The organism is Rhizobium grahamii CCGE 502 (assembly GCF_000298315.2).
In the GTDB taxonomy this organism is placed as follows: domain Bacteria; phylum Pseudomonadota; class Alphaproteobacteria; order Rhizobiales; family Rhizobiaceae; genus Rhizobium; species Rhizobium grahamii.
The window spans coordinates 39,573-60,368 of record NZ_AEYE02000036.1; the positions used below are offsets into that span (position 1 = coordinate 39,573).

Sequence of the window (20,796 nt, forward strand, 5' to 3'; positions counted from 1 at the left end):
AATCCAAGGTCGCCCGGACGGCGGTTGGCGAACTGTGGAAACATTTGCTGAGTGTGTTGCGGCGATCAATTGAACCCACTGCCTTTGCTGGACAAAGGTGCTGGCATGCTTGTCGCCGCTAAGCGCTTCGCATCGAGATATCCAGGTTCCGCCATCAAGTGTAGGTCTTTCCGGCAGGCGGGCCGATCGGGCGGTCACAAATCATCTATGCCGACGCGTGGACATATCCATACGGGCAAGACGGGCGTGGGGTCTCAATTGATCATGCCCAAAACGAGCCCAGGCACGAACTCAGGCCTTGTGATAAGGGCTGTCCAGCGCTATGCGATAACTATCGCTTTCAGTAACCGAGGACATCATGGCAACTGGTACCGTAAAATTCTTCGCTCAGGACAAAGGCTTCGGCTTCATTACACCGGACAACGGTGGTCCTGACGTGTTCGTTCATATCTCAGCCGTGGGTTTCGGCGGTTTGCTTCAAGAGGGCCAGAAGGTCAGCTACGAGTTGGGACAAGACCGCAAGACTGGAAAGTCGAAGGCTGAAAACGTCAGCCTCCTCTAAGCGCGCTAAATTAGGCCCTGTCGATCAGGCGGGGCCATAGCCCTTACCAACCCTGAGCATCTTGGGAACGTCCAGGACAAGCCGGACGCGGCTTTCAGATCTGACCGGACCCTGTCCATTGTTGGCGCGTGATCTCGCGGTTCGACGTCGTTGAAGAAAGAGCCATCGATGCGTGGACACGATTGGCTGCGTCACATGAAAATAGTATCGAGACAATCGGCTCTAACCGTCTTGTCGCGTAAATTGGATCTGTTGCGAACCTCTTACACCCGAGGGGGTGCCACTCCGTAGCTTCGAATAGCGAACTATCATAGTATTGCCGACGAAAACCTGGATTGCCGCCCGTAGGGCACGGCGTCCACGGCCGAATTCATGGAATAGCGGGAAATTGACGGGAGTTGCCTGCTGAGCAGCCAAGTGTCGCAACGGCACGATAACGGATGCGGCCCTTCAGGGAGTTGAAAATGGCCGAATATTCAGAGCCAAAAGGTCCCGATCTGGCCCTCGGTAATCGCAATCGCCGATCTACCAGACGGGGGCAAGCTGGTCGGTCATCGCGACGGCGACCTGGTGCTTCTGGTGCGCCGCGGGGCAGAGATTTTTACGGTTGCTGCCAACTCCCCCAACTATGGTGGGCCGCTCCTGGACGGTCTCGTCGCCGCTGATACCGTTCGCTGTCCTTGGCATCATGCCTGCTTTGATCTGAACACCGGAGAGGCTCTGCGCGCGCCGGCTCTGTCGCCACTCGCTTGTTGGTCGGTCGAGCACCGCGACGCGAGGATATTTGTTGGCGAGAAGCGCCAAAAGCTGTCCCCAACCCGCGGGAAAGCAAGCCAGGGGTCGCTCCAGAGCGGATCATCATCGTCGGAGGTGGCGCGGTCGGCACGAGCAATATCAGAGCGGCATCGTCATGATCAGCGACGACGAGGCACCGCCCGTCGACCGCCCCAACCTTTCAAAGGACTATCTCTCGGGCAAGGCGCCTGAGGACTGGATTCCGCTCCGCAACGAAGGCTTTTACGCCAAGAATGGCATCGATCTGCGTCTCGGCACCAAGGTTGCCGGCATCGATATCGGTTCCAGCGAAGTCGCCCTCGCCAAGGGAGAACTGATAGGTCTCGACAAATTGCTGCTCGCGACCGGCGCCGAACCCGTGCGCCTTACCATCCCCGGCGCCGACCTGCCTCATGTCCACACGCTGCGCTCGCTGGCTGACAGCCGCAGCATCATCGCTGATATCGGCGGTGCACGACATGCCGTCGTGCTCGGTGCCAGCTTCATCGGTCTCGAAGTTGCCGCCGCTGATGGAAACCACTCTCACCAAGAGGTTGTCGATCCAACCCACGAGCAATTTGCTGTTCACCATTGCGACGGGGGCACCGCCCGGTCACGCTTCCCTGACGGCTTGCCTTCTCTTACAATCCTCTTCCAGATACAGGGGAGCACCGCCATGAGCGAAGAAGCCTTTAACATGTCGATCCGCAAGTTCCTGAAGGAAGTCGGGGTCACCTCACAGCGCAAGATCGAGGAGACGGTGCGCGACAGGCAGATCGGCGGTAAGAACCTGAAGGTCCGGATAACGCTAACGGCAGAAGGCACCGGCCTCAACCACGTGGTGGAGGGTGAGATCGAACTTCCGTAGGACGGGGTATTGCTAAAGCGAAGCGTGCCGGACAGACCGGCTGGGAACACCGCGACCGCCGCCTGCCGTCGATCCCATAGGCGGTCTTTCGCTCCAAGAGCTTGCGACGATAGTTTACCACCGAGCTACGATCCGCGTTTAACCTCGGCATTGCTAGAAGCTGTTGGTCAGGCGGTTGGCACGGCTGCAGCTGGCGAGGAAGGCAACAATATTAGCCAGAGGATCTTGCAGCTATGAGTACCGCCTCATCCTGAGCCACTGGCGATAGGGAACGGATCTTAGTAAGGTCCGAGGCATTGCCGCCGGGGGCCGTAATAGGGCTGAAACGTATTGTCATACGCCCTGTAAGAACGATACCGGGAGTAGCACCAGCTAGCATGAGAGTTGCCGTAATATCGTGGCTGCTCATAGTACTCGGGCTGGTCATAGTACCCTGGCTGAGCAAGCGCGCCCCCAATAATCGCTCCTGTCGCCAGCCCTCCGAGAAGCAACCCGTAATCGTTGTAACCGCCATAATAGCCGCCATTGTAGCCGCGACCGTAGTAGCCCCCATAGCGTCCGTAGCGGTAACCGCCATAAGGCCGATAGCCTCCGTAATAGCTCCGACCATAGTTCCTATAGCCTCCCCACGATCCGCCGTAATGTCCGCTGTAGTCCCGGCGATATTGGATCAGATGAACATGCGGGGCTTGTATCGTGGAGGGGTTTAACGACGGGAACGCCTGAGCCGGCATCACACTCGGACACACCCCAATCAGAGATAGTAGAAAGACTGTGAGCTTTCTCATTTTTATCACCACGTGCGTCCGACAGGCTAACGTGCCAAACAGTGTCCTGTAGTATTTTAAACGAACCTAATGCTAATGTGAACGGCCCTTCACGAAAGAGAAAGAAACCGCTTGCTTTCTCAACGCCTTGTGCCGGTTATGTACAGGCACCAACTCAGGAGGATGCAATGGCTAAGGGGCAAGTTCGTAGTAACAAAGAGACGCGCAAGCCAAAGAAAGAAAAGGGAGCCCCAGCGAAGCCGGCCACACTCGGCAGTCAGGTCAAAAACTCAGAGACTTCTCTCAAGAAAAAATAGCCGCCTTCCCGATCTGGGGTGCACATCGGGGCGGAATTAACGTGCCGCCCGGAGGCGGTTGAATTTGGTGACCGCTCTGCACACATCACCACGATAAAACATGACGGTGGCCTAATTTGCGATGTAGAGGACAATTGAGCCCGCTTTACGCGCCTCTGTTGTCCTCTTACTTTTGCTTCGCTTCCTTCGAGCATTCACCTCGGCCATCATCCTCGTACAGCGCGGCTCCATAGTCTCGATCCCTGCCTCTCGATCCCCGGTGCAGCGAAAAGGCAGTTGCTTCGCCGGCCATTTGATGCTCTGGGCTGGAAGTCATACAATCCTTGGGAATACCAAGGCTGGGCGCACAGAAGCGCCCTTGGTCGGGCCGGCTTAGGACGCAGGGTCCTTCCTTTCCAGCCCTCGGATGATCTCCATCTTAGCATCACGGCACCTGCTCATTCCGTCGAGTAGAAGTCCTCCTCTCGCGCATCCATCATCGAGGCAAGCGTGCGCAGTCCCACATGGAGATGCTCCGTGGTCGGTCCGCCAAGGGCGATCCTGACTGCGTTCGGCGCGTGGCCAGCCGTGACAGCGAAGGTCGTCGAAGGTGTCAGCGCGATGTCGCGCCGCGCAGCCGCCACGACGAAGCTCTGCGATCGCCAATGCGGCGGCAACGTCAGCCAGAGGTGATATGATTTCGGATTGGTCTGGACCTGGAAACCCGAAAAAACTTCGGCGGCGAGCTTCTGGCGCGCGACCGCATCGGCGCGTTTCAGCCTGGTCAGCTCCGCAGCGGTCCCGTCACCCATCAACCTCTCGGCGGCGGCAAACGCGAACCCGGAGGCCGTCCAGCCCCCCGAGCGTACCGAAGCCATCACACTCTCCCGCAATCGTGATGGTGTCACCACGATGCCGAGAGTAAGCCCTGGTCCGACCTTCTTGGAGAGGCTGTCGACGACGATGCAGGTGTCCGGTGCGAGAGCGGCAAGCGGCGGCTCGTCGTCGAGAAAGGCGTAGACGATGTCTTCGATGACGGGAAGGCCGAGTTGCTGCACCACCCGCACCAGTTCGTTGCGACGCGCTGACGGCATCGTCATGCCCAACGGGTTCTGGATCGCCGGTTGAATGTAGATGGCCGAAAGGTGCGCTTCATGGTGCGCCTTTTGTACCGAGTCGGGCAGGATACCGTGTTCATCCATCGCCAGCGGCACAAGAAGAATGCCAAGCCGGGCTGCGATCCCCTTGACGAAGGGATAAGTCAGAGCCTCCACGCCGCAGCGACCCCCCGTCGGAACGACCGCTGCGAGCGCTGAGGCGATGCTCTGCCTCCCCTTGCCGGTGAATACGAGCTGCTCCGGGTTTGGCGACCATCCCGCCTTGGACATGTGCGCGGCCGCAATATTCCTCGCCGTCCGGGTTCCGATACTTGTCGCCTGTCTCAGGGCCGTGTCCAGGGCCGGCATTTCCGCCAGCCCGCCGAGGCTTTTTGCGATCAGCGCGTTCTGTTCAGGGAGTATCGGATTGTTGAACTCAAGGTCGATGCGGATGCCGCGCGGCTCGCTAGGCGCCGCTAGGCCGCTGCGCGCCTCTCCGGATATGAAAGTGCCGCGGCCTACTTCGCCGACAACCAGGCCGCGCCTCAGCAGTTCGGAATAAACGCGGCTTGCCGTCGAGACGGCAATCTTCCGTTCGTAGGCGAACGTGCGCTGCGGCGGCAAGCGCTGGCCTGGCTTGAGCTTCCCTTCGGCTATGTCTGCAGCGATGACGTCGGCTAGACTGAGGTATTCGGCTTTTGACATTATTGCTCCGAGTGCAATGTTTTGATTGCACCGAGAATTCTATCGGAACATTCTATGCGTGTCAAAAGCATTGCCCCATAGATCGCGACATTAGCTACCGACGTGCTCCAACAGCATGCGGGCACCGGCTTTTTGCCGCGGACCAAGCAAAGGAGACAAAACAAATGTCTGCATTTTCTGCAATTACCCCTCACCTTGAACCGGAAACGAACCTCGCTCGGCACCTTAGAACGGCTCTGCGTCATTGGGTCAGGTTCACTCGCTTTCTCGACCGTCACGCTGCCATTGCTCGCCTTCGAGAACTGGATGACGATAGACTGAGGGATATCGGACTGGCCCGATCCGAGGTCGAGGCGGCGGCGAGTGGCCTCATGGACCCTAAGCGGGTGAATTAGAGCCGACGCCCCGCTTGCGAGAACCATCAACCAAGAGGCCGCTTCTGCGTTTAACCGTCCGTCCGCACGGCAACCGGGAAGAAAATGCCGTGCGCCTGTTTTGAAGGCAAGTCACATGGAACTGACCGTTACCACAATCGTCGTCGCCTTTACCGGAGTGTTCGTGATCTGCTTCCTCAAGGGAGCGTTCGGCGGCGGTTTCGCCATTATCGGAATCCCTCTCCTCTCCTTGGTGATGGATCCCGTTACGGCCGGAGGGCTGCTTGCGCCCTTGTTCATCGCAATGGATCTTTACGCCTTGCGCTACTTCAGCCGCACGACGTGGTCGAGACCAGATCTGGCGCTCCTCCTGCCGGGACTTCTCTTCGGCATCGGCTTCGGTTATTTGCTGTTTCGGGTTCTCGACCACCGTATGATCGCGATCCTGATGGCGGCGATCACATTGATCTTCGTTGGCCTATGGCTAATGAACGGCGGCGAGATAACCACCCGTCCCCGTTCGACCCCTAAGGCGATCCTTGCCGGCCTGAGCTCGGGCATCACGACCATGGTCGCGCATTCCGGCGGGCCGCCACTCGCGATGTATCTGCTGCCCCTTGGTCTCAGCAAGGACATCTACGCGGGCACGACGAGCCTCTTCTTCACCATCGGCAACGCCACCAAGGCGGTTCCTTGGATGCTGCTGATAACGCCTACGCCAGGTCTCTGGAAACTGATGGCGATCTGTCTGTTTGCCGTACCAACTGGTGTGTCACTCGGGTGGCGGCTTCACGGAAGCTTGGACCAGCGTCAGATCTACCGCATCTGCCACGGATTGCTGATCGTGACAGCGATGAAGTTATTGTGGGACGGCGTTTCGGGGTATCTCGCATGATCGGTGGTCTCTTGCTGAGAAAGGCATTCTCAGACCCCTGCAATGGGGAAAAAATGCCGGCGTGCCGGGGCGAGTAGGCCCACTGTTCATTAACGCCCGGAGAAGAGTCACTCGAAAGGTTACGCGAATGCCATCTTTCCCGGAAACGCTGATCGTGCGGCCGTAATCGTGAACGATCGGTCAGAGCTAGCCGTCTCGCGTAACTGTGGGTCAGACCACGAATTCGTGTCGAAGTCGTTTACGCTTGACGGGCTCGACCAGTTCTGGCCCTTGGTCACGACAAATCGTGACCAGCTCGGAGGCCGGACCGCGACCGAGGTGCCGGCGCTGTCGTCGCCGCACGCCCTCGTATCCGCCAAACCTGTTCACTTGTTCGGGTTTGCTCGTGCCGGTCCTAACCAGCCCCCTATCCTTCCCTTCAGTCTGATCTATCCTAGCCGGAGCAAGGTACCGCTCAAGCTGCGAGCCTTCCTTGATTTCTCAATCCCGCGACGGAGGGAGCGGATATGCAGGTCCTCAGATTGGACCTGCCTCATACCAGCACAGGCGTCGGCCCTTTGGCGAGGCTGGTCACAAAAGACCGTGGGTGCAGCCGAACTGATAACAGCTGTTCAAACGCAGTCGCCTACTCAGACTGTAAACGCCGCTTAGCCGTCGCCGGCATTCGACCAATCCTCAGCGGAATGTAGACGTCGGCAGGGGCCAGCTCAGGCACACTCCCGGAGACTCAAAGGGACCGTTCATCCGGTTGCCCGATGGATCCTCCAGGTTGCCAAAGACGGCCAGCGTGTACCGCGATTCAGTCCAGGGAATGTTGGGCGTGAACGTCCATCTCTTTTCGCCGACATCCAGCCGGGCGCCCCTGTATTCGGTGATTTGTCGAATTCGCAACCACGAGGTAGTCCGCATGCCGACCGTCGATGGGCGCGTCCAGCTCCACGACCAGCGGCCGGTGAGTGCCCACAAGGACGCGTCCAACGTTCCAGCCGGACGGGCGCGGGCCTTCGTGGTCGTCCGAAATCACCCTCCAACGGTTGATTTCATGGCCGTTCAACGTCGGCACCACTAGGCTGTCGGCGTGAAGTACCGCTCCGAGTGCGTCATGGGCGATGAGCCCGCTCTTTACCCGCCCCGGATCCAGAAGCACTGTCAAGATCTTGCCACTGGGGACCGGAGCTCTTGTTCCAGGAACGGCTTCTCGATGGCATCGCCATTTTGCGCGGCGAAGCTCTAGCCGTGGCAGAACGGTCTCGCCGACAGGCCGAGCGAACACCAGGGAGATGCGAAACAGGTTGGCTGGCACCTCCGGTCCTGACGGTTGGACGGCAACAGGCGCCAACTGGGTAGCGACGGCCTGAACGGCAGTCGCGACCCACAAGGCCGGCACACATAGAACGCGTAACGCCTTCGTCACAGCGGCCTCACTCGTGCGTACCAACGAGCTCGGGGAAACCTTCCTGCTTCATCAGAATGTCATGGGCAGGCTTGTAGTACCTGAGCTGGAATTCGTCGTTGTTATAGCGGTACTGCGGGAAGTCATATTCGGATACGCAATCGGTCAGTCTGAACATCATGGACTTGTCGAAAGTCACCAACTGCAGCGCATCCGTCTCGAGCGCGCGGCGTACAACGATGAAAAACTGGTCGTCGAGATTGTCGATGCGAGTTGCCCCTACCAACGGCGCCGGTGTCTCCTGGACGCCTGCTATTTGACCGGCAGGCACTGACGACCTCGATGGACATAAAATCCGAGTTCCGGCCGGATGTTTCTAAGATCTATTTTCAATTCGCGGTCATAATGGGATGGAATCCAAGCAGCAGTCCACGATGCCGCTCTTTTCAGTGTGAACAAAGAGGTTTCACGTTCGACCGACTTCAATGAGGGTGATACTATCTGATGATTGGTTCTTCCTCCCCCATTGCGTATCAATAGCCATCGTCGCCCGATCTGCGGAAGCCCATGGTTTATCGCGACGCACGACTTTCACGGTCGAACCCGCGGCCGACAGAAGACCAAAGCCTCATGTATTGGCGGAACTGGTAAGGAACAAACGCTGATCAGGCAATCACCAATCCAGCTGAAAGGAATGCCAATGCATGAAGAACGCCCCCCGTTCCCTCCCTACACGATGGAAAGTGCCGCTCTGAAGGTGAGGGCCGCCGAAGACGCATGGAACAGCTGCGATCCACACAAGGTCTCTCTTGCATATACTCAGGACAGTCAGTGGCGCAATCGCGCCGAGTTCATGACTGGCCGCGAAGCCCTTGTTGAATTCCTCACCCGCAAGTGGGCGCGCGAGCTCGACTACCGGCTGATCAAGGAACTCTGGGCGGCCCAAGAGAACCGGATCGCAGTACGTTTCGCGTATGAATGGCATGACGACTCGGGCAACTGGTTCAGATCCTATGGCAACGAAAACTGGGAGTTTGCACCAAATGGCCTGATGCGGCGTCGACACGCCTCTATCAACGACCTGCCGATCCAAGAAGAGGAGCGAAAGTACAGATGGGATCGTGGTGGCCCCCGACCGGTCGATCATCCTGGTCTTTCGGACCTGGGATTGTAGTGTTCGAGGCGCTCGCCAAGCTTGGGAGCAGAGTGCCTGCTTGGCGCCCATCTTGCACAGCGAAACCGCGCTTCGCAAGCAATGGAGCAGTTCCTTTCGCGGAAGGCGTCTCACTTTAGGCAAACAGATCAAACTGCTCCTCACTCGTTTCCGGGGCTCATCCCAGAATTATCCGGCAGATCTGTAAAGGCTCTACCCTCGAACAAATCAGGAGAAACCTGGTTCTCTAGAAATCAGTTGCCGTAGCGACTTCGCTGCGTTAGGCGATTATGGCTGAAGTCAACACCGGTTGACCTGCAGTGATCCGCCGTTCATGCTCAGCAAACAGGTGGACGGCATCGTGCATCGGAATAATTCGCAGTCTTCAACGGGAGTCCCTTCGATTGGAGGAGACGGACCGGGGTGCATGCGGCATCATTGCACCACCAGATTCTCCCCGCCCTTAGTTTGTGATTTTCCGATAGGACCCCCATGTCTCTCACGATTGCCCAACGTCTTGATCGTTTGAAGGTGCGTACAACCGAGCTCGCCCACTGGCGCGACAGGCAAAGCATCCTGATCGACGGGTGGACCTTTGACGGTGAGCCGATTGCTCATCATCAGGATTGGCCACACCGCCAGGGGACAGTTCGTTTCGCGACTGCGGCGGCGGCGCCGCGCGACTGGCCAATCGATGAGATTCGCCTGCAGCTCGATCTTGGCGGTGAGAGCTTGATCACGTTGCACTATTCTGGCAGCCAATCCGAGACATTCGGGCTCGACCCCTATCATCAGGAGTTCCCGATTAAAGGCAGGGAATTCTCTATTGCCACGGAGAGCGTCGCGCGCTTTCCCTTTGGAGAGCCGAACCGAGCACCGCGCCTCAACAAGGCGCGGCTGATCTGGCTGGATGAGCCGGTCCACAAACTTCACCTTCTGTTGCGACAGATCGGTGAGGCTGCGGACGCGCTAGAAAGCCATGACGTGGTGCCGCACCTGATTGATGCGGCCGAACAGGCGCTTTGCAGCCTCGACTGGCCTTCGGACACACCATCCTATATTTCGCGCTCATCCGATGCGGTGATGCAGCAAAAGATTTGGGAATTGCCGGAGCTTCGGGAAAATCCGGCGGGCCTGACGGAAGTGCAGAGCGCTTTGGCTGGCGCTGCTTTTGATGCGCTGATCGCACGGCTGAAGGAGCTTCAGACGCGTTTTCCGCCGAACGGCGAGTTGCTGTTGACCGGCCATGCCCATATCGACCTCGCCTGGCTTTGGCCCTACGGCGAGACACGTCGGAAGATGCGACGCACGTTCAATACCGCGCTGTCGCTGATGGAGCGGTCGGACGATTTTCGGTTCAACCAATCAACTGCCCATTACTACGCGCAGATGGAAGAGGATGATCCCGAACTTCTCGAGCGGATCAAGAAGAAGGTCGCCGAGGGCAAATGGGAAACTGTTGGCGGCATGTGGGTCGAACCTGACACCAACATGCCGACCGGTGAAAGCCTCGCGCGACAGGTGCTTTATGGACAGCGCTACTTTGAAAAGCACTTTGGCGTGCGCCACACAGTCTGCTGGCTGCCAGACTGCTTCGGCTTTTCCGGAGCATTGCCGCAGATCTTGCGGCTTGGAGGTATCGAAAGCTTTTTCACGATCAAGGTGAACTGGAGCGAGACCAATCAAATTCCGTCCGATCTTTTCTGGTGGAAGGGAATGGATGGAAGCAAAGTACTGACCCATACCTTCGACAATCCCATGCATGGCTATAATGGTTTTGTGCAGCCGGATTGCTTCGTGCCAACGTGGAAGAATTTTCGCGGCAAGACGCAGCACGATACGTCTCTGCTGGCGGTCGGCTATGGCGATGGCGGTGGCGGCGTTACCCCCGAGATGGTCGAACGGGAGGTGCAACTGCGTGACTTTCCTGCCGTCCCCAAGGCGCGTTGGGGTACAGTGAAGAGCTATTACGAAAATGCCCACCGCGTTGCGGCGAAAAAGGACCTTCCAGTCTGGGATGGGGAAATCTACCTTGAGCTCCATCGCGCAACTCTGACATCGCAAAGCGGCGTCAAGCGCAAGCACCGCCAGGCCGAACGGGCGCTGATAACAGCAGAGACGCTCGCCTCACTCGCTCACCTGCTCGGCGCCGACAGACCTCAGAGCCTCGAGGCGGATTGGCGCGTCGTCCTGAAGAACGAGTTTCATGACATATTGCCAGGCTCAAGCATCCGCGAGGTCTATATCGATGCTGAGCAGGAGCTCGACGGGGTCATACGCAATGCCAAGGTGGAGCAGGCCAGGGCTCTCAATTCACTGTCCGCCCATCTTCCGGCAGGTGAAGTGTCGGACGCGTTGATTGCGGTCAATCCGTCACTTGCACCACGGCCACTTACAGCGAAACTCTCCGACGGAACAGTCCTGTCCTGTGCCGATCCCGTCGCGCCTCTTTCCGTCGCAATTTTTGGTCGCAACACACTCCGGCCCGCGGGCATGCTGAAAGCAAGCGCGCATAGTCTCGAAAACGAGCATCTGTCGGTCGTCATCGGCAAGGATGGCGCCGTTTCAAACCTTACTCACAAGGCATCGGGAAGGGAAGCGATCGACGGCACGGCAAATCAGCTATGGGTCTATCCGGCCGATAAGCCGCGCAATTGGGACGCCTGGGACATTGACGCCGACTATGCCGAAAAGGCTGTTCGCCTCGACAAGCCTGAGAGCATTACCCTTGTCGAACAGGGCCCGCATCGTGCCGCGATCCGTGTCGCCTACCGGTACCGAAACTCGACGGTCACGCAGCTTTATGTGCTGACGGCAAACGCGCGACGGCTTGACGTCGAGACGACGATCGACTGGCATGACCGGCGAACGCTTCTGAGGACGCTGAACCCGGTCGCTGTGCGCTCACGCACCGCAACCTTCGAATGCGCTTTCGGCGTCGTCGAGAGGCAAACGCACACGAACACCTCTTGGGAACAAGCGATGTTCGAGGCTGTCGCGCATCGGTTTGTCGATCTAAGCGAGCCGGGTTTTGGCGTCGCTTTGCTCAACAACGCTAAATATGGGCACAGCGCGCGCGGCAATGTCATAGGTATGAGCCTCGTGCGCTCACCGATCTATCCCGATCCACTTGCCGACGAAGGCGAGCAAAGCTTTACCTATGCACTGATGCCGCACGAGGGCGCCTGGCATGACGGGGGCGTTCTGCAAGAGGCGATCGATCTTAATCAGCCCCTCGTCACCATCTTGGCGGGCGGCCTATCGGCAGGCACACTATCGCCTCTCGGCGTGGAGGGGATTCCTGTCGCCATATCAGGATTGAAGCCAACCGAGGAGGGAGAGGGTCTGATCCTGCGGCTTTACGAGCCCGCAGGCCGACGCGGACGCCTATCACTGACCTTGCCGCCGGAGTGGAAGGCTTCAGGAGCGTTGAACATCCTCGAAGAGCCGATTGAACGTGCTGGACCTGCAGATATCATGCCGTTCGAAATCCGGACTTGGCGGCTGCAACCAGGCTAGCAGCAGCGGCACCAGCGTGGGCGATGTCGTGGCTGGATGAATTTGTGTGGACCCGGCGGGATGACGTGCTGGCTGCAGCTGCTGGCTTTTGCGCGAGGTCACGTAAAATCGCCCCGGTTTAATTGGTCACCGGGAGCGGACGGCCGGAATATCTCTGGTGGAGGTTCGGTTGGCCATGGTCGTCCCTTGTGACGCTGGCGCTAACGGAGATGATCCCGCCCCTCGCGCTCGTGGGATGGACATGGCTGATAGCTGCCATGAAGACTCAGGATTGCGAACTCGACCGTCTGAATCCCGCTCGTGCCCTCCGCGACGCCTCCTGAACGAAGCCGAAGGATGTCATATATTTTGCACAGAAAATATGGCATCTAACTTGGAAAGATGACGATCGGCCAGGCACTTAAGCGACCCGCTGATAGTGAACTATTAATTCTGCCGCACATGGACAGGTCCGGCAAGATTGGCATTGCAGGTTGCAGACGGTTTTGGAATGTCCAAGGGCCGGCTTGCCGCCCGGATTGTGCCGTGAGACGCTATACCGAGCAGAGCGGAGCGGAGCAGCAAAAGCGCCGGGACGCCTACGGGAAATGCTTGAAGTCATCAGCCGTGTCAGTGACTGGGCAGGTGGCAAGGACAGGCCATGGCATGGTACCTGCTCAACCGCTTCCGACGTTTGGCGGACGAATAGCAGAAGCGCTGGTCAAGGACGGCAAGGCTGCAGCCGTAAGAGACGATCTCGATCACATGGCGGTTGGTGGCTTTGCGTGAGGTGCCTCGACCTGTTATCGAGCCCATGATTCACGCTGGTCATTCAAACCGGTGTCCGGTGACGGTGCGGCGATCCTTGGCGCTCGCTTCAATCACCAAGGCGTACCGGCGCTATATCTAGAATTGAGCATCCTCACCGCCATCAAAGATGGCCAACCAAGGTCTCGGTCGCCGTGTCGACCCCCTGCGTGTTGTGCTCCTATGAAATAGACTGCGATCTCTCCGCCGATGAAGGCCGAACCAATCCTGTGGTGACGTTGGCGGACATAAGCTGCGCATGGGCAATGGCGCTCGCGAACGGCACTCGGCCGGCCTCTTGGTCAATCTACGACCGGTTTGCGGCCGAGGGGGTAGCTGGCATTGTTGTTCCGAGCTTTGCACCCGGCGCAGACCCCGTCACACCGAAATCTAGTGCTCTGGGACTGGGGGCCGAGCTTGGCCCCATCGAGTAGTGGTCTTCGATCCCAGCGGGCGGCTACCAAGATCAATTATCTTGGCTCTGATGGCAAGATTGACGATGCTCACCTCTCGCTGTCGGCAAGTGGTGATGCTGTCACTGAAGACGCAAAATTGTGGAAATCCCCTCAAGGGATCATATCGATCTTTTTCACATCTTGCGGCAGATCACGCCGGCAAATCTTCGCTCTTACGATCTCATTGTGGGTGACTAGAAACGACCCGCGATCAGCCGACATCTCACGAGCGAGCACGTGGAAGGTCAGTGCCTTCCTTTGGATTGCGAGATATCTCCGGCAACGGAAAACACGGCCAAGTTTACGCGCTGCCACCTCTTCGGCAACCCCTAAATGCTCCATGCTGTCGGTTGTGCACCGGCCCGAAAGGCCACACGCCACGAATCTAACGTAGAAGTTCCTCCTCTATCTCATTGGCTTTATTCAATGCTTTCGTTTTCACCAAATTGCTATTCGCTGACGATTAGGCGATATTCCAGGCATCTGGTTGGCACTGCGACAGCATTACCTGTCTCGCCTCCCTCCTGAGCTACTCGCTTTCAAGCGCGGCGAATAATATCGGTTGCGTCGAGTTTTTGCCTTTCAATCTACCCTGCCGTTCGATGCCGGACGTTCCTCGAGGTCGACCAGGACCAGAGGGCGTGCAACCGTTAGCCCGTTTCCGATCCTAAGGTGGCAACGGCCTACCGGAATGCTCGGCAGCTATGAACTCCGCGTACCATTCAGGCCAGTTCTCGTCGTGTTCTCCGGTGATTTTCTCATGCTCACCATGAGCGGCAGCCAACCTTCGGAGGGCGCCTTCGAGTTCTACCGATGAGGCGAAAATAATCTCGGTGCCCTGCCTTCCTTGAAGCCGCTGGGTGACTTCCTGCAGCAGCCAAGCGTTCCCGTCCGGATCTTTGAAGGTCGCATAGCTCCTGTAGCTTCGCCCGGCGGGATCCCGGCCATCGATGGGAGGTTGCCCGGGCCCGTCCCGATGAAAGACTTCGCTCACCGGCGCCCCGCCACTCACGAGAATTGTGGGGCCGCCTCGATGTCTGTGACGACGAGAAAGAGTCCTGCAGCCGAGCCGGAAACGGCGTTGGTGATGCCGACGCTGAAGTGGATGGACGCCGGTGAACCAGGCGGCGTGAACTGCACTACCCTGAAGTCATTCCCGACCGGGAAATCAGCGTCGAGCCGCCAACCCAAATCGGAATAAAAACGTTTCGACCGATCTACGTCGGCAACCGGAATTGCGACTACTTCCAGTTCAACCGTAGTCCTGCTCGTTCGAGCGTCGTTTTCACCAAGAATACTCATTGATGCAGTGCATACGACGAATGAGGCCATGACGAATTGAGAATCGACGCGTTCACGCCCCAGGAGATGCGCCGAAGAGTAGGTCCAGCACCGTCAAACTTGTCGACTACAAGCTTCAAGCGGCAATTTCGCCGGTATCAGTCTCGATGCTGGACTGGTCCCAAATCGCCACCGAAACACCCAAGGCGTGAAGCAGCTCCGCAAGCTCTGCGTCGTGTTTGCGGGGATCGCTATAGTCCCGACCAATCTCGATGAGGCGCTCTAGAAGCCGGTTGTTGACGGAAGCAAGCTCATGCTTTGAATTTGCCTCGACAAGGGATTGCAGAATCGAACGACCGGGAACGGGATTTCGTGGACTGATCAAGCCCGCTTCCTTTTCCTTCGAGCCCGACGTCCAAAGGCCACAACTCGCCAATGCGGCGCCTCCCACAATCAGTAAGCCGGACCAGAACAAGGAAGCGTCCAACACCGCGGATGTAAAAATGGCAACCAGCACCGCTCCGATAAAAGGCTCGACATACGAGAAGGCGCCAAGCGCCTGAATGTCGCCCCGCTTCATTCCATGATCCCACATGTAGATGGCAAGGCCCATTGGCAGAACACCGAGTGCTGCCATCGCGGACCACTCTGCCACGTTCGGCCGAACCCAGCTTTCGAACGCGAGATGAGCCGAGAAGGAAACGGCCGCAGACGCTGCGTAGAACCAGCCAAGAGCGGAGGTTGGAACCGCCGCCAGTGTCCGGGTTAGGACCGAATACAGGCCCCACAACGCAGCCGCAACGCCAATGAGCGCCAGGTAAAAAGGTGCCCCCTCGTAAATCGAGGCCTCACCGCCTCGATCGATAAGCAGTAGCACGCCACATAATCCGACAACGACACCGGCGACGTGCCACCACCTGAGTTTCTCGCCCGGCAGAAGACAGGAGCCAAGAACGATCATGAGCGGGGTCGTACCTTGAAGCAACGCGGCTGCTGCCGGCGGCGCCTTCTGGGTCGCGTAATAAATGCACCCATGATACCCAACAAGGGACGTCACCGACAGAAGCCAAACATGTATCGGCTGCCGGAACGCTTGAAGCGGATGGCTTCCGGTGAGCAACCATATTGCCGGTGAGAGAGCTGCGGCGAAGAGGAACGCAATCGAAACGGTCTGCAGCGGAGGGATGGCCGTCGTGTAGGTTACAAGCATGGTCTCGCTCGCCCAAAGCACGATCCCCAGGGCTCCGAGCGCAGAAGCAGCCAATCGGTTCATCTCGAAACCTGCTCCTACGCTCCGATGGTCACGATATGGCCAGCAAAAAAGCCGTTGAAGTGCGTACGCATGGAAAGACTGTAAGCTCCCATCATACCCACCTCGATCCAGTCCCCCTCGCGGACGTCATCCGGAAGGTTGAAAGGTGCGCCGAGGACATCATTTGAATCACACGTCGGCCCCCAGACCCTAAAGTCGGTGTATGTCGCGCATGCCCGCGAGGTGCTCGGAATGAGACGCACTGGCCGGCGTTCTTTCGGATGCCCGAGTTCCTGCAACGTGCCAAATACTCCGTCGTTAAGAAAGATATTACGATCGCGCCTCATGACCACCTGGACCAGCGTCGTCCCGGCGGTAGCGACGAGTGCTCGCCCTGGCTCACACAAGATCGTGCAAGAGTGTGGAACGTTGCCATTGCGCAGGGCGCGCGCGACGCTCTTGAAATAGTGCCCGTGGCCAACAACGTCATCGCCGGGATAGGGAGCAGGAAACCCACCCCCGACATTCAGAACCGTGAGCTCCACTCCTGCCCGCTTAGCAACATCTGCGGCAAGTTCCACAGCATTTGAAAACGCGGCTGGTGCGAGACATTGCGACCCCACATGGAATGAAATCCCGACCTTGATCCCTTTCAGGTGAATCTCGCGCAGCAGGCCGATCGCCTTGTCCGGCGTCGCTCCGAATTTGGTCGAGAGAACATAGCGAGCGTCGGAACCGTTTGTAGCGAGCCTGACTGCAATCACGAGATCTTCGCTACCACCGGCTTCCTCTGCTATTTTCTCCACCTCCTCCAGGCAATCCACAGTGTAGAAGCGAATGCCGTGCAGATCATTTGCCAACCGGATTGAACGGCGCGTCTTTGCCGGGTTGTTGTAGAACTTCCCGGCTTGGCTTCCAAACAAGCTGTCAATCAGCTCGACCTCGTGGAGAGAGGCAACGTCAAAGTTCGTAATTCCAGACTGATACAGAGTTTCCAGAACAAACGGATGGGGATTGCATTTGACGGCATATAGGCATTGCCCAGGAAACGAGGAAAAGCTCGCCGCAGCACTGCGCAGCCTTTCAGGTGAGATGCAGAAGACGGGTTCTGACGGCATAAGCTCGGCAACCATCGCGTCCACGCTTGCAAAATTTCTGAGCGTATTTTGCGCGGGCGGGACTGCCCTGCCGACCGCCGAAAAGGCGGTCTCAATTTGACCTTGCAGATGTCGCGCGTCACGGCCGAGAACGTGCTCGGCCGAAGGAGCATAGGCATTCATCTTTATTGACCTGATTTGATTATTCTTCTTGTTTGAACGCTATGCGGCTTGTTCGCCAGTTTTTTTGCCGGAACTCCAGCGCGCGATGAAGGCCGACAGCTCCGGTGCTGTCACGGGTCGGCTGAAGTAGAACCCCTGCAACTGGTCGCAACCCTCCTGGGCGAGGAAAGCGGCCTGCTCCGGAGTCTCAACGCCTTCTGCAGTCGTCGTCATGTTCAGGCTTTGGCCGAGGCTAATCACGGACTTCACGATGGCACCCGACTTATCCTTGCTGCTCATATCCCCGATGAACGACTTATCGATCTTGATCTTGTCGAATGGGAACGAATTCAGGTAGCCGAGCGACGAGTACCCCGTGCCGAAATCATCCATGGCAATCTTGACGCCCAAGCCCTTGAGGCCATTCAGAATTTCCAGGGCCGCCGAGGAGTCGTTGATAAGAACACTCTCCGTGATCTCGAGTTCCAGGCGCGAAGGATCGAGCCCTGTGCGAACCAGGACTTCGCGAACTGTCTCAACAAGCTCCCTGTTACGGAACTGCACGGGCGAAAGGTTTACCGCGACCCGAAGTCCGTCCCATTCCATGACTTGGCGGCAGGCAGTCTCGAGGATCCATTCGCCCATCGAAATAATGAGGCCGGTCTCCTCAGCGAGCGGAATGAAGTCAGCCGGAGACACCAGACCGCGGACGGGATGTCTCCATCGAACCAGCGCTTCCACGGCTGCAACGTCGTGCTGGACGAGATCGATCAAAGGCTGATAGTGAACCTCGAGTTCGTCCTTCAGGACCGCTTGGCGAAGATCATATTCGAGTGCCTTGCGCTCCTGGAGTTCGGCATCCATTTGGGCCTCGAAAATCCGATAGGTTGCCCGACCGCTTTGCTTAGCTCGGTAGAGCGCGATGTCCGCACTCTTAAGCAGTCGCTCCGGATCTCCATCGTCGACGTTTGCAATTGCGATCCCGATACTCACACCGACATGAAGTTCTTGACCTTCAATGGTAAACGGAGCGCGCACCACATCGATAAGTTTTCGGCTGAGTTCCTCGGCTTCCAGCGGCTGGTTGATGCCCATCTGAATAATAGCGAACTCATCACCGCCCAGCCGGGCAACGGTGTCAGTTGGGTGCACGCATCCCCTCAGCCGGCCCGAAAGCTGCTGGAGTAGCAAATCGCCTGCACCATGGCCCAAGGTATCGTTGACTTCCTTGAAGTGATCGAGATCAAGGCAAATCACCGAAACTCTCGCGGTCTGCTCCGCGTTGGATGTAAGGGCTACATTCAGGCGTTCCCGGAATAGGACCCGGTTGGGAAGGCCCGTCAGGGCATCATGGTGCGCCAGATGGCTCGCGCGCTCTTGGGCTTCTACTTCTTCGGTGATGTCTGTTGCCGTTCCCCTGAAGCCAAGGAATTCCCCCGCGGCCCCAAGGATCGGACGTCCGGCCAATCTGGAGATGCGAGTGTGGCCCTTCGCATCGCGATAGCAGCAGCGAAGATCCCTGAACGACACGTGGTCGTGGGACCCCTCGACGAGCCGCTTCCACCCGTCGGAGTCAGCGTCGCTCGAAAAGAACTGACCGAGTGTCTTGCCGAGAACATCAGTGGCGGGCAGCCCGGTGACATCGGTGAAGCGTGTCGAGAAGTAGACCAACTTGAGCGAATGGTCAGTTTCCCAAATCCAATCGGACGATGCTTCCGCGACGTCCCTGAACCTTACTTCGCTTTCCTTCAGGGTCTGGGCGTAGGCTTCCACGGTTTTAGCGGAATCCGCCAATTCTTTTGTCGAACGCCTGGCATTGCGTACGACAAGAGCTGAAAACGCCGCCAGGACGGCAAGAACCAGACATAGCGGGGGCAGAATAAACCGGAGCAGCTGGTACCCCGGCTTTGCGGGTGACCAGGTTATGGCTCCGAGGAAGACTCTGTCCTGCGTCAGCAACGGTATCGACGCTTCAGCATCGCTAGCCTCGTGAAGCGAGATCTTCAAGTCGGAGAGAAGGTAGTCTCGCCCCATGCGATCAAGAAATTTCTGGTCCAGCCGCTTTGCGAAGGCGAGCATCGTAAGATCTCGCGGCTTTACCGTCGATCGATCAATCGAGGCGGGCAACAAAGCGCTGGCCGCAACCAGGAATACATTGTCTCCGGACTTGATCAAGCTCGTGACCGGATCTGTTTGGATCGCGGCGACGTGCAAGAGATCACGCAATCCGCGTGGCATCAGCTGGAGCGCATCGACACTCTGCGGCACGCCTTCGACGACGGCGTACACCGTCTTTTCATTGGGATCGACCGCAAAGGCCATCTCATAACCCAGACCTTCAAAGATGTTTGCCCCGATATTCCCGTCGGTTGCCGCCCACTCCACGTCGAGCTTCTCGTGCAGGTTCTTGTATGCGTCCTCCCAGACTGCATAATCCCTCAGATTGCGTGCGACCTCGCGAGCTTTGACTTGAAGGGCGGTGGTTGCAAGCTTGGTGGAAGCTTGGACTTCCAGAATATTTTGCTGACGCCCAGATAGGACAACAATCGCTATCACAACCGCAATTGAAACAATGAGGATCCCAGCCATAGGAAAAACGATCCGACGGTTGAAATCTCGACCGAAAAAATATGCCGTGGGAGGGATAAGGCCGCGCATTTTTTCCTCGTTGGTTTTTTCAAAACTAAGAGTTGAAATGCAAATGCTCAGTTAATTAGAATTGTAACTTTTCGCGTTGGTTAACAATGAATGGATCTATTTGAGTGGTCGTCTTAATACCTGCATCCCGGTGCAGGATCTTACCGCCTGCCTATTGCTGGGCCGCAATACTCCCCGTAAAGTAGAGACGCTGAATTGGGAAGGTTCCCATGCCACCAATATCAAGCAGCATTCTCGGGCCAATATGGCATCGGCTCAGGCCAAGTGATAGAGCGGACCGTCGATGAGCCGAGGCTCGAAATTTCAAGTATTACCGGTACCTCAACGGGTGGAATGAATGCTGTGGTTCTCGCCTGTGGTTTTGCGCAGAATGGCGAGAAAGGTGCAACAATGCGGTTGAAGCATTCTGGCGCCGCGTCAGCGACATTGCCCGGTTCAGCCCCAGCCACCCGGCAGCTTTCGAAGTAAGCGAGTGTCACCGTCCCCGAAGCCATCTCGGTCGTCATTTCCGCGGTGAGCCCCGCAGCACCCGAGGATAAGCCTTCGCGGCATCGGCCAAACCAGCCGCGTTCTCGCTATCCACGTTCAGAATACACTTTGGTATAGTCGATCAGGTTCACCCACTCCGGTATTGGTCCATGTGGGACTATCGACGGACGCCCACGCCAGAGAAACCGAGCCGTCCAGATCAGGTCACTGGAT

General features: G+C 57.7%; 13 protein-coding genes and 3 pseudogenes. 8 read left to right on the plus strand and 8 right to left on the minus strand.

Annotated features, from left to right (window positions below):
* Positions 1 to 358 precede the first annotated feature (358 nt).
* The 3 genes from RGCCGE502_RS30425 to RGCCGE502_RS39020 all read left to right on the plus strand — a co-directional run bounded on the left by RGCCGE502_RS30425 (position 359) and on the right by RGCCGE502_RS39020 (position 2,204).
* Positions 359 to 562 (plus strand): cold-shock protein, encoded by a 204-nt coding sequence (locus RGCCGE502_RS30425; RefSeq protein ID WP_016558069.1) that lies wholly within the window; start codon positions 359 to 361, stop codon positions 560 to 562.
* 543 nt (positions 563 to 1,105) lie between these two features.
* Positions 1,106 to 1,549, plus strand: coding sequence for a Rieske 2Fe-2S domain-containing protein (locus tag RGCCGE502_RS39015; RefSeq protein ID WP_341875058.1), 444 nt, complete (start codon positions 1,106 to 1,108; stop codon positions 1,547 to 1,549).
* Positions 1,473 to 2,204: a DUF6494 family protein gene (locus RGCCGE502_RS39020; RefSeq protein WP_019280420.1), complete on the plus strand. Its 732-nt coding sequence runs from the start codon at positions 1,473 to 1,475 to the stop codon at positions 2,202 to 2,204. The genes RGCCGE502_RS39015 and RGCCGE502_RS39020 overlap by 77 nt, the downstream gene beginning before the upstream one ends.
* 278 nt (positions 2,205 to 2,482) lie before the next feature.
* Here the strand turns inward: RGCCGE502_RS39020 and RGCCGE502_RS30435 are convergent, their stop codons facing one another.
* Both RGCCGE502_RS30435 and RGCCGE502_RS30440 read right to left on the minus strand, forming a co-directional pair.
* Positions 2,483 to 2,992 carry a BA14K family protein gene (locus RGCCGE502_RS30435; RefSeq protein ID WP_016558072.1) on the minus strand — a complete coding sequence of 170 codons (510 nt, stop codon included), beginning with the start codon at positions 2,990 to 2,992 and terminating at the stop codon, positions 2,483 to 2,485.
* Between the two features lie 733 nt (positions 2,993 to 3,725).
* Positions 3,726 to 5,069 carry an aminotransferase-like domain-containing protein gene (locus tag RGCCGE502_RS30440; RefSeq protein ID WP_016558074.1) on the minus strand — a complete coding sequence of 448 codons (1,344 nt, stop codon included), beginning with the start codon at positions 5,067 to 5,069 and terminating at the stop codon, positions 3,726 to 3,728.
* Positions 5,070 to 5,579: 510 nt separating this feature from the next.
* Between RGCCGE502_RS30440 and RGCCGE502_RS30450 the strand changes: the two genes are divergently transcribed.
* The gene (locus tag RGCCGE502_RS30450; protein ID WP_016558076.1) at positions 5,580 to 6,338 is read left to right on the plus strand and encodes a sulfite exporter TauE/SafE family protein; all 759 of its coding nucleotides are present in this window, start codon (positions 5,580 to 5,582) and stop codon (positions 6,336 to 6,338) included.
* A 799-nt stretch (positions 6,339 to 7,137) separates the two neighbouring features.
* On the opposite strand, the gene RGCCGE502_RS30455 is transcribed toward RGCCGE502_RS30450, so the two are convergent.
* Both RGCCGE502_RS30455 and RGCCGE502_RS30460 read right to left on the minus strand, forming a co-directional pair.
* Complete coding sequence (locus RGCCGE502_RS30455) at positions 7,138 to 7,752, minus strand: hypothetical protein (RefSeq protein WP_141652441.1); 615 nt, start codon at positions 7,750 to 7,752, stop codon at positions 7,138 to 7,140.
* Positions 7,753 to 7,759: 7 nt separating this feature from the next.
* Entirely contained in the window at positions 7,760 to 8,017 is a 258-nt protein-coding gene (locus RGCCGE502_RS30460) for a hypothetical protein (RefSeq protein WP_016558078.1), read from the minus strand.
* A gap of 414 nt (positions 8,018 to 8,431) precedes the next feature.
* Between RGCCGE502_RS30460 and RGCCGE502_RS30465 the strand changes: the two genes are divergently transcribed.
* The 4 genes and pseudogenes from RGCCGE502_RS30465 (at position 8,432) to RGCCGE502_RS35940 (ending at position 13,674) form a co-directional block, all read left to right on the plus strand.
* On the plus strand, positions 8,432 to 8,905 hold the full coding sequence (locus tag RGCCGE502_RS30465) for a nuclear transport factor 2 family protein (RefSeq protein WP_016558079.1): 474 nt from the start codon (positions 8,432 to 8,434) through the stop codon (positions 8,903 to 8,905).
* A gap of 471 nt (positions 8,906 to 9,376) precedes the next feature.
* On the plus strand, positions 9,377 to 12,403 hold the full coding sequence (locus RGCCGE502_RS30470) for an alpha-mannosidase (RefSeq protein WP_016558080.1): 3,027 nt from the start codon (positions 9,377 to 9,379) through the stop codon (positions 12,401 to 12,403).
* Positions 12,404 to 12,790: 387 nt separating this feature from the next.
* Positions 12,791 to 13,171: pseudogene (locus RGCCGE502_RS30475) on the plus strand (XRE family transcriptional regulator).
* A gap of 51 nt (positions 13,172 to 13,222) precedes the next feature.
* Positions 13,223 to 13,674: pseudogene (locus RGCCGE502_RS35940) on the plus strand (RES family NAD+ phosphorylase).
* Positions 13,675 to 14,311: 637 nt separating this feature from the next.
* On the opposite strand, the pseudogene RGCCGE502_RS30485 reads toward RGCCGE502_RS35940, so the two are convergent.
* The 4 genes and pseudogenes from RGCCGE502_RS30485 to RGCCGE502_RS30500 form a co-directional block, all read right to left on the minus strand.
* Positions 14,312 to 14,946: pseudogene (locus RGCCGE502_RS30485) on the minus strand (VOC family protein).
* 115 nt (positions 14,947 to 15,061) lie between these two features.
* Positions 15,062 to 16,198, minus strand: a complete 1,137-nt coding sequence (locus RGCCGE502_RS30490) for a DMT family transporter (RefSeq protein WP_016558083.1) — start codon at positions 16,196 to 16,198, stop codon at positions 15,062 to 15,064.
* A 14-nt stretch (positions 16,199 to 16,212) separates the two neighbouring features.
* The gene (locus RGCCGE502_RS30495; protein WP_244441821.1) at positions 16,213 to 17,310 is read right to left on the minus strand and encodes a type III PLP-dependent enzyme; all 1,098 of its coding nucleotides are present in this window, start codon (positions 17,308 to 17,310) and stop codon (positions 16,213 to 16,215) included.
* 186 nt (positions 17,311 to 17,496) lie between these two features.
* Positions 17,497 to 20,025, minus strand: a complete 2,529-nt coding sequence (locus RGCCGE502_RS30500; RefSeq protein WP_244441822.1) for a bifunctional diguanylate cyclase/phosphodiesterase — start codon at positions 20,023 to 20,025, stop codon at positions 17,497 to 17,499.
* Positions 20,026 to 20,796: the final 771 nt, after the last annotated feature.

Bases quoted from the DNA above. Each gene is read 5' to 3' on its own strand.
- RGCCGE502_RS30435 (WP_016558072.1), bottom strand. From the start codon at position 2,992: ATGAGAAAGCTCACAGTCTTTCTACTATCTCTGATTGGGGTGTGTCCG.
- RGCCGE502_RS30450 (WP_016558076.1), top strand. From the start codon at position 5,580: ATGGAACTGACCGTTACCACAATCGTCGTCGCCTTTACCGGAGTGTTC.
- RGCCGE502_RS30500 (WP_244441822.1), bottom strand. From the start codon at position 20,025: ATGGCTGGGATCCTCATTGTTTCAATTGCGGTTGTGATAGCGATTGTT.
- RGCCGE502_RS30470 (WP_016558080.1), top strand. From the start codon at position 9,377: ATGTCTCTCACGATTGCCCAACGTCTTGATCGTTTGAAGGTGCGTACA.
- RGCCGE502_RS30440 (WP_016558074.1), bottom strand. From the start codon at position 5,069: ATGTCAAAAGCCGAATACCTCAGTCTAGCCGACGTCATCGCTGCAGAC.
- RGCCGE502_RS30465 (WP_016558079.1), top strand. From the start codon at position 8,432: ATGCATGAAGAACGCCCCCCGTTCCCTCCCTACACGATGGAAAGTGCC.
- RGCCGE502_RS39020 (WP_019280420.1), top strand. From the start codon at position 1,473: ATGATCAGCGACGACGAGGCACCGCCCGTCGACCGCCCCAACCTTTCA.
- RGCCGE502_RS30490 (WP_016558083.1), bottom strand. From the start codon at position 16,198: ATGAACCGATTGGCTGCTTCTGCGCTCGGAGCCCTGGGGATCGTGCTT.
- RGCCGE502_RS30495 (WP_244441821.1), bottom strand. From the start codon at position 17,310: ATGGTTGCCGAGCTTATGCCGTCAGAACCCGTCTTCTGCATCTCACCT.
- RGCCGE502_RS30425 (WP_016558069.1), top strand. From the start codon at position 359: ATGGCAACTGGTACCGTAAAATTCTTCGCTCAGGACAAAGGCTTCGGC.